This is a genomic window from Asaia sp. A2 (genome assembly GCF_057319415.1).
The window spans coordinates 63,998-76,440 of record NZ_JBXWTO010000012.1 but is presented as its reverse complement, the minus strand read 5'-3'; the positions used below and the strand labels follow the sequence as shown (position 1 = coordinate 76,440).

12 protein-coding genes are annotated in these 12,443 nt (G+C 60.3%); 2 read left to right on the top strand and 10 right to left on the bottom strand.

Annotated features, from left to right (window positions below; genetic code table 11):
- Positions 1 to 145: 145 nt before the first annotated feature.
- Complete coding sequence (locus ACWNRM_RS11355) at positions 146 to 952, bottom strand: OmpW/AlkL family protein (protein ID WP_485170880.1); 807 nt, start codon at positions 950 to 952, stop codon at positions 146 to 148.
- Between the two features lie 290 nt (positions 953 to 1,242).
- On the opposite strand from ACWNRM_RS11355, the gene ACWNRM_RS11350 reads away from it, so the two are divergent.
- Both ACWNRM_RS11350 and murA read left to right on the top strand, forming a co-directional pair.
- On the top strand, positions 1,243 to 1,854 hold the full coding sequence (locus tag ACWNRM_RS11350) for a Crp/Fnr family transcriptional regulator (protein ID WP_485170879.1): 612 nt from the start codon (positions 1,243 to 1,245) through the stop codon (positions 1,852 to 1,854).
- Between the two features lie 110 nt (positions 1,855 to 1,964).
- Complete coding sequence (gene murA / locus ACWNRM_RS11345) at positions 1,965 to 3,227, top strand: UDP-N-acetylglucosamine 1-carboxyvinyltransferase (RefSeq protein ID WP_285532589.1); 1,263 nt, start codon at positions 1,965 to 1,967, stop codon at positions 3,225 to 3,227.
- A 129-nt stretch (positions 3,228 to 3,356) separates the two neighbouring features.
- Here the strand turns inward: murA and ACWNRM_RS11340 are convergent, their stop codons facing one another.
- From ACWNRM_RS11340 to ACWNRM_RS11300, 9 genes are all read right to left on the bottom strand, one after another.
- Complete coding sequence (locus ACWNRM_RS11340; RefSeq protein WP_485170878.1) at positions 3,357 to 4,880, bottom strand: GMC family oxidoreductase; 1,524 nt, start codon at positions 4,878 to 4,880, stop codon at positions 3,357 to 3,359.
- Positions 4,877 to 5,518: a gluconate 2-dehydrogenase subunit 3 family protein gene (locus ACWNRM_RS11335; protein ID WP_485170877.1), complete on the bottom strand. Its 642-nt coding sequence runs from the start codon at positions 5,516 to 5,518 to the stop codon at positions 4,877 to 4,879. Before ACWNRM_RS11335 ends, ACWNRM_RS11340 begins: the two co-directional genes overlap by 4 nt.
- A gap of 290 nt (positions 5,519 to 5,808) precedes the next feature.
- A complete protein-coding gene (dcd, locus tag ACWNRM_RS11330) occupies positions 5,809 to 6,360 on the bottom strand; it encodes a dCTP deaminase (protein WP_023979878.1) in 552 nt (183 codons plus the stop codon).
- Positions 6,361 to 6,465: 105 nt separating this feature from the next.
- The gene (locus ACWNRM_RS11325; protein WP_062165463.1) at positions 6,466 to 6,759 is read right to left on the bottom strand and encodes a putative quinol monooxygenase; all 294 of its coding nucleotides are present in this window, start codon (positions 6,757 to 6,759) and stop codon (positions 6,466 to 6,468) included.
- Between the two features lie 12 nt (positions 6,760 to 6,771).
- The gene (locus tag ACWNRM_RS11320; protein WP_485170876.1) at positions 6,772 to 6,960 is read right to left on the bottom strand and encodes a hypothetical protein; all 189 of its coding nucleotides are present in this window, start codon (positions 6,958 to 6,960) and stop codon (positions 6,772 to 6,774) included.
- Entirely contained in the window at positions 6,957 to 8,138 is a 1,182-nt protein-coding gene (locus ACWNRM_RS11315) for a glycosyltransferase family 4 protein (protein WP_485170875.1), read from the bottom strand. The genes ACWNRM_RS11320 and ACWNRM_RS11315 overlap by 4 nt, the downstream gene beginning before the upstream one ends.
- A gap of 234 nt (positions 8,139 to 8,372) precedes the next feature.
- Entirely contained in the window at positions 8,373 to 10,574 is a 2,202-nt protein-coding gene (locus ACWNRM_RS11310; RefSeq protein ID WP_485170874.1) for a pyrroloquinoline quinone-dependent dehydrogenase, read from the bottom strand.
- Complete coding sequence (locus ACWNRM_RS11305; RefSeq protein ID WP_485170873.1) at positions 10,574 to 10,957, bottom strand: glycerol dehydrogenase; 384 nt, start codon at positions 10,955 to 10,957, stop codon at positions 10,574 to 10,576. Before ACWNRM_RS11305 ends, ACWNRM_RS11310 begins: the two co-directional genes overlap by 1 nt.
- 303 nt (positions 10,958 to 11,260) lie before the next feature.
- Entirely contained in the window at positions 11,261 to 12,397 is a 1,137-nt protein-coding gene (locus ACWNRM_RS11300) for a hypothetical protein (RefSeq protein WP_485170872.1), read from the bottom strand.
- Positions 12,398 to 12,443: the final 46 nt, after the last annotated feature.

The following is a 12,443-nucleotide window of genomic DNA, read 5'->3' as shown; positions in this document are numbered from 1 at the left end:
TATTCGGAGAGTTCGTTACGGTGTGTGAAGCTTCGGTGATTTGGATATGACAGGGCTGTGACATGGTAACGACCGAGTCCGGAACGAAAAAAGGCCACCCATATGCCGGGCGGCCCCTTTTTCAATCGTCCCGGGAAGGCGAATATTAGAAGCGGTATTCGATACCAGCTGCGACCGTGGTGGGATCGAGCGAGTCATGGGCCTTGATGAAGGCGCCCGACCCACGATCATTTGCCCAGGCGTGCATACGCATGAACATCTGCTTGGCATCCATGTTGAAGAACCAGTTGCCCACCAGCTGATAATCAAAACCGACATTGACCGACGGGCCGCCTGTCACGCCGACATTGAGCTTCTGCACGAGGCCGCCGGCGGGGGATACATTGTGGAACCATGCCAGTGTTGCACCAACGCCCACATAGGGGTTGAAGCGCTTGTGGGGGCGGAAATGCCAGGCCAGCGTGATGGTGGGCGGAAGGGCCCAGGCGCTACCGACATCGATACCACCCAGTGGGGTGTCCTTGGCAGCGACTTCATGACGGGTGCTGGCGGCAATCAGGTCGATCGAGATGTTATCCGTGAAGAAATACTCGAACGTCAGTTCCGGCATGACCTGGTTGGTTGTCTTGACGCGTCCGGGAATGGCGGCGCCATTCAGCCAGAGTTTGCTGTCGCGATCCTGGGGGATGACGCCGAGGGCAGACAGACGGATGATGAAGTCACCCTTGCCAAGGCCGATCTTGGTGCTGGAGCAGGTCTTGAACAGGCCACATTCGTCGCCGGAGGACGCACGCGGCGCTGCCATGGCCTGGGCCTGCGGCGCGAGCACCATGTTTGTGGTGACCGGCGCGTTGACGACGGGGGTCGTCTGGGCCTGGGCGACAGGTGCGACAGCAGCTGCTGCAACAAAACCGGTCAGAAGAGCGGCGGAAACTTTCAAAGAGGTCTTCATCGACGTCATCCGTGATTAAACAGTGACGTTCTCTCACCATGCGCTATGATGCAGCGCCTTGATCCATGTCAAACCAGCAAAAGGTGGTTAATGACCGTGGGGAATTGGCAACAGTATGTGACTTAATGTTAATTGAACAAGAATAAGAATGTAAATCGAGGGTCTTTCTTACGATGAATGTGCAGACTAGAGACAGTATCAGCACACTCGGACCCTGCGGCAGCTGCGGGCAGTGTCTGCACTGCGAGGCACGATCGCAGAGTATATGTTCCGTGATCGATCCCGACCAGATGTCACGACTCGCTCAATATTCGCATCGCCTGACGGTCCCATCTGGGCGAACCTTCATACAGGAAGGGGAGCCGGCCAGCGATTTTTTTATCGTTACGGCAGGCCATGCCAAGATCTTTACACTTATGCCTGATGGCAGAAGGCAGATTACCGGCTTTGGGCAGGCCGGCGACTTCCTGGGGCTTGCCAGCGGCATGTCCTATGCCTTCAGTGCGGAGGCACTGGGTGCGCTCTCCCTCTGCCGTTTCTCGCGCGCCGGAATGGGTATTTTACGCCGGGAGTTTCCGGCGCTTGAACTGCGGTTGATGGAAGAGGCCTCGCGCGAGCTGGTGCAGGCGCAGCGCCGGATGCTGCTGCTGGGGCGCAAGACGGCGCGCGAGCGTCTGGCCAGTTTTCTGCTGGAGCAGCATTTCCGCTCGCTCACGAGTGAAATTGTGATTCACCTGCCCATGAGCCGTACCGGGATTGCCGATTATCTTGGCCTGACGATCGAGACGGTCAGTCGTACACTCAATGCCCTGCAACGCGAGAAAATGATCACGATCACCCAGGTCACGCAGATCACCCTGCTCAACCTGCCTGCGCTCGAGATTCTGGCCCGTGGCGGATGAGGCTGGCCCCGTTGGCGGACCTGCCCAATTGATGCCTTGACGTAGCCATGATGACGCGGGAGAGAGAACGCTTTCCCGCGTAGAGCCTCATCCTTCAGGAGCGACAGATCATGGACCGTTTCATCATACGTGGCGGCAGGCGTCTTGAAGGCGAGATCGTGATTGGCGGTGCCAAGAATGCCGGTCTCAAGCTCATGGTCGCGGGACTTCTGACATCTGAGCGACTCATCCTCTCCAACGTGCCGAAAATTGCTGATATCGAGACAATGCAAGTGCTGCTGCGTCAGCATGGCATTGCGGTCGAACCGGTCGATGCGGAAGGGCGTACGTTGTCGATTGGTGGCCCGATTACGTCTGTCGAGGCACCGTATGATATCGTTTCCAAAATGCGGGCCTCCATTCTGGTGCTCGGGCCACTGCTTGCCCGCGCTCATGAGGCCCGTGTCTCGCTTCCGGGTGGTTGCGCCATTGGTACGCGCCCTGTCGATCTGCATCTCAAGGGGCTGGAGACGCTTGGAGCAACCATCCGTCTCGAAAATGGCTATATCAACGCCAGTGCACCCGGCGGTCTGGTGGGTGATCGTATCCTGCTGCCCTTCGCCTCTGTGGGTGCGACCGAAAACCTGCTGATGGCCGCGACCCTTGCCAAGGGCCGTACCGAGATTGTCAATGCGGCGCGTGAGCCGGAAATCAGCGATCTGGTCGAGTGCCTCAACCGCATGGGCGCGCGGATCAGCGGGGCCGGCACCGGCACGCTCGTGATCGATGGTGTCGAGGCGCTGACCGGGGCAGAGCACGCGATCATGGCCGATCGTATCGAATGTGGCACCTATGCCTGCGCGGCTGGCATTACCGGGGGTGATCTGCGTCTGATCGGTGGTCGCGTTCGCGATCTCGGAGCGGTCGTGCGTACGCTGGAAGAGGCGGGCGTTGAGGTGCTGGAAGAGGAAAACGCCATCCGTGTGCGTCGTACCGGGGCCCTCAAGGGCGTCGACATCATGACCGAGCCCTATCCGGGTTTCCCGACCGACATGCAGGCCCAGTTCATGGCCATGCTGGCGGTTGCCGAAGGCGCGTCAATGGTGACAGAAACGATCTTCGAAAACCGTTTCATGCACGTGCCCGAACTCAACCGCATGGGGGCTCGTATCAACGTTCACGGCTCTTCTGCGATTATCCGCGGAGTCGATCAACTTTCGGGCGCGCCCGTCATGGCGACCGATCTGCGTGCTTCATTCTCCCTGATCCTCGCGGGTCTGGGCGCACGTGGTGAGACCTCACTCAGCCGCATCTATCATCTGGATCGCGGATATGAAGCAGTCGATCGCAAGCTTTCCGCAGTCGGCGCCGATATTGAGCGTATCCGTGAATAATTGAAGCTACGCTCCCCGTCTCTCAGGAGGGCTAACACGCGACAGGGGGCGCTGCCCCGTACCTCGCCAGACGGGTCCCCTTCTGGGGAAACCCTTCTGGCGAAGATAATCCTTCTTTCAGCGCGCTTCTCAGCGTCCTTCCTTGATCGCTGCCGCAGTGCGCAGGCTCAGGGCCATGATGGCAAGAGCCGGATTAGCGGCCGTGGCGCTCGGGAAAATCGAGTGATCGCTGATCCAGAGATTGTCGATGTCGTGACTGCGACCGAACGGATCCACGACGGAATCATCCGGATCGGTGCCCATACGACACGTGCCGATCATGTGCGCAGCGCGGTCCATCGACCAGATATCCCTGGCCCCCGCCGCTTCCCAGATCGACGTCATGGTGCGGGCCATATGCTCATGCATGGCCTGCTCGTTCGGACCATAGCTGAAGGTGATCTTCGGTTTGGGCACTCCGGCTCGACCGGTTTCGTCGGACAAGGTCACACGGTTATCATCGCTGGGCAGGCAGTCGCCATGCGCGCCCAGCCCGGCCATGTGGTTATAGCCGCGCAGATAACGCGTAAGGTCATCGCCCCACAGGCCGCGCCCACGGGCCACGCCGGTTGCCCAGGTAAGCGGCATCATGCCGAGCGACTGGATCAGGTACCCCCCGGCGAAATCGGCGTCCTTGGGGCGCATCATGTCTTCAGTGATGGTGAGAGACGGATAACCCTTGTTGGGGCGTATGATCTCGTCGAACGTGCCCCAGACCTGAGTGGATATGTGAGCCATGTAGTTGCGCCCGACCTGACCACTGCGATTGGCGAGCCCGGTGTGAAGCAGCAATCTGGCGGTCTCCACGGCCCCTGCCGCAAGGACGAGATTGGCGCATTTCTGCACCCGGTCCTTCCCCTCCTCGCGATACACAACGCCAGTCACGCGCCCTGCCGTATCGCGTTCGATGCCGTGCACGAAACAGTTTGGCCTGATTTCGGCGCCCGCCGAAACGGCAAGAGGAAGGTACGTGACATCGGTGCCTGACTTGGCGCCGTTACGGCACCCCTGATGGCAGGCACCACACCCGGTGCAGGCTTTTCTGTCGCCCCAGTCACGCGTGATCAGCGCCGTAGGGCCATCGGCGTTGCGTATGCCCAGAGCATCGCATCCACGCGCCATGGCCTGTGCGGCCCCATTGCGCTGCGGCGGCGGGTAGGCGTAACGCCGATCCGGCTCCCAGGGGTAACTCTCCGGCCCTGAAACGCCGATCTCGCGTTCGACCCGCTCGATATAGGGCAGCATGGTTCCGAAATCGAACGGCCAGTCGACGCCCTTACCGGTTTCGCTGTGCAGTTTCATGTCGCGCGGATCAATGCGCGGCATGAAGGCGCCGAAATGCAGCATGGAGCCGCCTACGCCCGTGCCGCTGTTGTTACCGCCAAACGCCATCGGGTTGGCACCACCCGAAAGCCGCTCTTCAAGCCAGTAGATCTCGGAAGCCGTTGCCTCGTCTGGCGTATGTTGCTTGGGGTCGAAGCGCGGTCCCGCTTCGAGCGCCACAACTTTCATGCCTGCGCGCGCAAGCTCGGCCAGCAGTGGGGCGCCACCAGCCCCCGTGCCGACGACGACCACATCGACGATGTCGTTATCTGCGAAACGGCGTGACTTCATGATCCTGCGCCTTTCTGAGCTGGCTCCCACGCTTCTTCGACACCTTCTCCCATTTCAGAGAAACCCTGGAAAAAACCGTCGCCGCCATTGAAGATCGCGTCGATGCCAAGCTGAGCCTGTACAGCCGGATGAGAGATGAAGATCTGCACGCAATCGGCGCGCAGATCTGCAAACCAGGCGCGCATCTGCGTGGCATCCAGCTGCGCGGTTTCGAGCGCGCCCTCGGCCATGGCGTGAATGACCTGATCCTGCTCGGCTGCACCGAGTGCTGCAAAGGCCTTGCCCTTGCGGGAACGTGCATGGACGTCCAGTCCGCTCAGGGCCTGTTCGTAGGCTTCCTGATCGGGCGGCAAAGCCGCAAAGCGCCAGCCATCGCCCGGTGTTCCAAGGCGTGCGTCGATCCGGGCCGCCAGATTGATGCTGGCATCACTCAGTATGGATTGCTGGGGAAGCACGCGGGCCGTTAGTGCAACGAGCGCCTCATACGCACTGGCCGACAGATGACGCGGTACGTAATTGGCATCGCTGGTCTGGGCCCGCTCCTCCATGACCTGACGCGTACGACCCGAGATGCGATCGGAATCAAGCAGAGCCAGATAGTCCGGGTCGATAGCGGGGGGGAGAGATGTCTGGCTCATGGTGCGTTCCCAAAACCGTGATGACGCCTCTAACATGCCTGCAGTATCGAAAGTTGCCAAGCAATGGCTATGCCAAGTTATTGAGAACGCTTCGCAAAAAGGGTTTTGCGATACTGACCCGAGTCGCAGTTGAGCGGAATCACGGGTGATCGGCAGGTGTATCGAGGGGCTACGCTTGATGCCCCGCGGAAGGGACGCGTTCTCTCTTCATGCCTTGACCGGACAGGACACGCAGGAACGGTCCGGTGCGGGCAAGGCCTGAGGCAGGGCCCCTTATGAGGGGCAGGGTATCAGAGACGTGGGGTCGTGACGCCAAGCTGCTTCATGTACTTCCCAGCGCGATCGGCATAGCTCGTTTCGCAGGGCGAGGCGCCCTGAAAGAACAGGAACTGGCAGATACCCTCATTGGCATAAATGCGTGCGGGCAGCTTGGTCGTGTTGCTGATCTCGATGGTGACCTGACCTTCCCATTCAGGTTCGAGCGGGGTCACGTTCACGATGATGCCGCAGCGGGCATAGGTGGACTTGCCAAGGCAGACCACAAGCACATCGCGCGGAATGCGGAAATATTCGACCGTGTGGGCGAGGGCGAAGCTGTTCGGCGGGATGGTGATATCGCCCGTGCGCGTGACGAAGCTGTTTGCCGCAAATTTCTTGGGGTCCACCACAGCGTTGTCGACATCGGTGAAGATCTTGAAATCCTCGCCAACGCGGGCGTCATACCCATAGGAGGAGAGGCCGTAAGAAATGACGCCCTCGCGCTTCTGGGCTTCAACGAAGGGCTCGATCATGCCCTTTTCCTGGGCCATCTGGCGGATCCAGCTATCTGGCATGATGGGCATCGTGAGTCTCTCGATCTGTGGGAAATGAACGGGTTTGCAGGTCTAGCCGCGCAACGGTGGTCCTGCAAACCGGGGAGGGCGGGCGAGGAACCCGGACGCCCGAAATCAGGCGATATGGGTCAGGAATACGACCTGCGATGCACCACCCTCGACGAGGGTCTTGATGGCGTTGTTGAACACCTTGCCATGTTCCATGCCCATATGGGCCTTGAAGGCATCGTCGTCACGATAGGTCTCTTCGACATGGAAGAAATCAGGGTCGGATTCGAGGGTATAGACCACGAAGCGTTCATTGCCGGGTTCGCCGCGCACGTCATCGGCTAGGGCCGTGAGCAGACGGGCGACTTCCTCGCGCTTGCCGGGGAGGGCGCGCATGGTGGCGTAGAGAGCCTTGGACATGAATGGTTCCTTTCAGGAAGAAGAAGTCTCGGTAGAGGGGGCTGGGATGTCCTGGTCCTCAGGCGCCTTGACCGCGCGGTTACGCACCTGGGCCTTGCGGCGCAGGAGGTTGGCACGCAGGGCTGCGGCCTCACGCGTCTGACGCTTGTCGAGATCAGCTTGCGCCTTTTCGGTCAGGTTCGGGCGGGATGGTGTGGTCATGGGCAGTATTCCCGAAAATTGTCCGACAGGCTGCTACCGAGCAGTTCATCATAGACGGCGAGCGTGGCCGATTGCATCTGCCGCGTCGTATAGTTTTCCGCAATGTGATGACGTGCCGTTTCCGATAGCAGAGAGCGGGCGCCCTCGGACAGGGTAAGGATCTGAAACAGCGCGTCGGCCAGTGCCTGGGCATCGTCGGGTGGAATGAGCAGCCCGGTCTGACAGGGTAGGACGGTTTCCATGGCACCACCCTGCGCCGTCACGACCACGGGCCGGCCCATGGCCTGTGCCTCAATGACCACGCGGCCGAAAGGTTCGGGCCGGAGAGAGGGAACGGTCACGACATCAGCCAGCGCATAGGCCGCAGGCATGTCCTGACAGAGCCCGGCGAAACGCAGGCGCTCGCGCAGGCCGAGCTGCGCGGCTGTGGCCTCGATCTCCTTGACATAGCTGTCTTTCGGATCGGCCGGGCCGACAAGCACGGCAAGCCAGGGACCGGGCAGAAGGTGTTGTAGTCGGGCCATTGCCCGCAGGAGAAACAACTGCCCCTTCCAGCGTGTGAGACGGCCCGGCAACATGATGACGGGCGTGCCGGGAGGAATTTGCCATCTTTCGGCAAGGGCCTGGATACGCGCGCCGTTGACGAGGGCGGGATCAAACCGGGCCATATCGGCCCCGCGTGGGATCAGACGCAGCCGGTCATTGCCTACCTGGTAGTCATCACGCAGGCGGGTGGCGATATAGGTGCTGATGGCAATGACACGCGCCCCACGCGCCAGCACCGCATTATAGCGTTTCTTGCCCGGGAAACTGGCCTTGTGCACACCATGCCACGTCGTGACGAAGGGCGTGCGGGTGCGACGCGTTGCGTGCCACGCCGCCCAGGCAGGCGCTCTGGAACGCGCATGAACCAGGTCAATCCTTTCATCATGGATCAGCTGCGACAGGGTGCGGGCATTGCGCAAAATGGCGAGAGGAGATTTCTGATTGAGGGGCAGCTCGATATGGCGGGCGCCTATCGAGCGCAGGCGTGGCAGGAGGGCTCCGCGCGCACTGGCTACCACAGCGCGACCACCAGCGGCGATGATGGCCTCTGCCATTTCCACAGTCCCCTGCTCGATCCCCCCCGTGCCAAGGGCCGGGAGAACCTGAAGGATGTTGGGACGAAGGCGTGACATGGATTGCCGGTAGCATGAAGCGTGCGCCGTCGGGAGGAAAAAGACAGGGCAGCTATCAAAAAAAACCCATGTTGAGGAAGTTGTGACACAGATCAGGCAACCAGGGACTGTGTGTTGTCGTGCGCTGCGCAAGGCGCGGGTAAAAGAAAAAGGCCGGAGGTATTCCTCCGACCTTTTCTACAATTTCCAGAAAACAGGCGATTATGTGCCTGACTTCTGTTGGAAAAGTAAAACTCAGTGCTTGGTATCAGCCTCGTCCGGCAGGGCATAGACAACAAGCTGGTCGGTAACAGGTGTCATCATGAAGTGATGACCACCGGCCATGATGGCTACATATTGCTTGCCGTTGACTTCATAGGTCATCGGGTTGGCCTGGCCGCCTCCGGGGAGCACGTCGGACCACACATCCTTGCCGGTCTTGATGTCGATGGCGCGGATCTGGTTGTCGGTTGCCGCTGCCACAAAGACGAGACCGCCCTTGGTGATGACCGAGCCACCGTTATTCGGCGTGCCGATATTTAAGGGCAGGCCCGTCGGCATGTTCCACGGGCCATTGGCGCGAGCCGTGCCGAGGGGGCGCGACCACAGGACCTTCTTGGTCTTGATGTCGATGGCCTCGATCATGCCGTAAGGCGGCTTGTTGCACATCATGCCCGTATAGTGGTTCCAGAACGGGGTCACGACAATGCCGTAAGGCGTGTCGGCCTGGGCGCCATTACCTTCAGCACCGCCGCCAGCCGGGTTGTAGGTGGGGTTGTCGATCGGCTTCAGGCCCAGCGCATCAGCCTTTTTGCGGGTGATGAGCTGATCGTACATCGGGGTGGAGTTCCAGTTGGCAATGACAATGCCCGATTGCGGATCATAGGCCATGCTGCCCCAGTCGCTGCCACCGTTATAGCCGGGATATTCGATATTCGGCTTGTCGAGTGCAGGCGGGGTGAACTCACCGACATAACGTGCCTTGCGGAACATGATGCGGCAATAAAGCTGGTCAATGGGCGACATGCCCCACATGTCGCTTTCCTTCAGGTCAGGGAAAGCAAGGCGCGGGAAAGCGGTCGACCAGGGCTGGGTCGGGCTGCGCGGATCGTCCGACATCGTGCTGGCGGGCGCAGGCTTTTCGACTACGGGGAATTCCGGCAGCGGCTTGCCTGTTGCACGGTCAAGCACGAAGGTCTGGCCACGCTTGGTGGGTACCAGCAGAGCCGGCGTGACGGAGCCATCGGCATGATGATAGTCGAACTTGGTCGCCTGGGAGCCGATGTCGTAGTCCCAGACATCCTTATGCGCTGTCTGGAAAACCCAGCGCGGTTCGCCTGTCTTGACGTCGAGCGCGACGATGGAGGACGAGACAGCGTTTTCCTTGTCGGTACGCATGGCGCTGTAATAATCGGCGGCCGAGTTGCCGGTCGGGACATAGACCAGACCAAGCTCGTTATCACCGGTCATGGCAGCCCATGAATTGGGTGTGCCGCGGCTGTAGAACTTGCCAGGCTCGGGCTGATGATGGTTGTCGGGGTTGTTGACATCCCAGGCCCAGACGAACTTGCCGCTTTCAGCGTCGTAGCCACGGATCACGCCCGAAGGGGCCCAGCGGCGCTGACCATCAAGAACCTCGTGGTTCACCACAGCGATACCGTTGATGACTGGGGGCGGGGTGGTCATGGACACAAAACCGGGTACTGATTCACCCATGCCCTGCATCAGGTTGACCTGACCGCCAAAGCCGAAGCCCTCGCACAACTTGCCCGTCTCGGCATCGACCTGAATCAGGCGCATGTCGAGCGTGGCTTCCATGATGCGGTTATGGCAGGGCTGGCCTTCAGGGATGGTCGAGGAGGTGTAATAGGTCACGCCCTTGCACGCAGCGGTGTAGGGAATGGAATGGTACTTCACCCCGGCATCATGGCGCCAGATTTCCTTGCCGGTGGCGGCATCGATACGCATCATGTCGTTCATCGCCGAACACATATAGAGCGAATTGCCAACCTTGATGGGGGTGGTTTCGGCAGCCCATTTATTGGCCTGCCCCGGACCAGGCTTGCTGCCTGTGTGATAGACAAAGGCGCGCTTGAGCTTGCCGACATTTTCGGGCGTCAACTGATCCAGCGGTGAAAAGCGCGACTGGTTGGAGTCACGGCCATAAGCGGGCCAGTCTTCACGCGCGGGGGTGCTGTCGATCTGCGGCACAGCGGCCGGAACATCGGCAATGCCGATCTCGGAAATATCGGGCAGATTGGCGGCATTCACGCCAGGAGCCTGCGGCGCGGAAGGTGCGGGGCCACCAAAGCGACCGGCACCTGCATTGTGAGCCTGGCTGACCGGGGTATTATCTTCACCGGGCGTGGAGTTCGATGGCGGGATCTGCGCCAGAGCTACTGAAGCGGAAATCAGGCTGCCAAGGATGGTGGCAGTCATAAGGGCTGGTCTACGCATCAGACGGCTCCACGGGAAACTGGACGAACCGTATCCTGACGACGCAGGACAGGCAGGCTGAGCACGACGAGAATGGCAATCAGCGTAGGACCGAACAGGCGCGGCAGCCAGCCCCACCAGTCAAAGCCACATTCGGCAACGGTCCAGAGCAGCGTGCCGGCCCAGGCGAGAAGGAAAAGATACCCGCCAAGCAGACGGCCCATGGCCATGAAAAGCCCCGAGGCCAGCAGCACGATGCCGCAGATCAGATAATAGGCTGAGCCACCGAGGCTGAGCAGATAGCCACCACCGCCGACAAAGATCAGTCCGAACAGGACAATGAGTATGGCGAGCGCCAATGTCCCCCAGTCGCTGATGCGTCTGGGTCTGGTACGAGACGTCATGAAACCTCCTTGAGACGAGCTGCGGAGACTATCCTGAAGGCAAACAGAACAGGGCAACACATATCAGTGAAAATCATGATACGTCGTGTGAGCAGTATGGTTTTGTGATGGCGCGGTGGCGGGTGCTTTTGGCGAGTGCTGTGCTTTTGCAGGCACTCTGCTGCGCCCGGCCTGCGAGAGAGGGCCCCTCTTTTTCTCAACGCGTTCTGACGGCTTGTTCAATCCGGGAGGGGGAAGGTTGAGCGTATGGCTGAAGTATCATGGGTGCCCGCCTGCGCCTCGGGCCGGTTGGCAGGCAGCGTCTCAGCCGGCGGGAATGGTGATGACCGCGCCGGGCGAATGACTGGTGGCGGCAAGCGCGGCAAGGATCTGCATCATGGTGAAGCTCAGCTTGCTGCGGAAATCGTCATCGCTGATCCAGTACCAGCGGCCCCTGTAGCGCACTTCATCGTAATTATGCTCAGGTGCTGATCTGCCGGAATGAATCACGACATCGGGGCGCGTTTCGATACCAACCGGGCTGATCGTGGGCAGCGTTCGTGTGGCTTTGACGTCCTCTTCTGGTACTTCCATCTCATAGGCAATCTGCGACAGCATGGCGAACATGGAGCGTGTGAGGATGGCGATCTGTCCTGGCACCTTGGGGTAGGGTCCGTAAACGATTTCCGCCTCTTCGGCGTGGGGGTCGAGATGAAGCAGACGGCGTACTTCAGCCTGAATGGTGGTCAGGGCCGGGTCCGAGGTGGCGGTCAGAACGAGATAAGCGTGTTCAGGTTGTGTGCCTGAGGGTTTGTTGGCCGAACCGGTCGGGGGTTGGTCGCCAGAGGGTTTGGGGGCATCGTTCGAGATGCGTATCGTCATGGCGCCCTGGATCTGCAACTGGCGCAGATCATGCAACAGCAGGTAGAATCGTACCGAACCACCGCCCGTGGGGCCGGCGCCAAGAGCGCGGACATTGGATAATCCATCGATCGACTGAGCCGTCAGGCGCAAAAGCGTGTCGATGGGCAGGCCGCCGAGGCTGAGCGGCATGATAACCACCGGCGAGATTGGCCGGATGACGTTTTCTGCATATTGCTGCCCGGTCTCGGGCTGATAGGTAAAGGTCGGACTTTCCTGCAGCGTGGCAGTGCCGCTGCCAAACAGATAGCTCCCCACGCCAGAGGGGAAGGCGTTGAACCCCCCATTGACCGAGCGATTGAGCTGATAGCCTGCAATGACCTGCGTGGTGTCGAGAAAGGTCGGCGGGTCGGCATAGCGTATGCGTATGATGTTAAGGAGCATCGCATGCTTTTCGGCCTCGCCCAGCGCGCGCGAATAATCGAGCTGGTCGTGCGACAGACGTGTCGGCCCGATGGTGATGCAGCCTGTCAGCAGGCAAGGCAGCATGATGGCGCAAAGCGCAGGCAGAAGCGGGCGGAAAAAACGGAGCTTGGTCATGGGCGCTTCCGGCTTAGCGTATCCGTGAACAGGGTTGCCAGTCCGG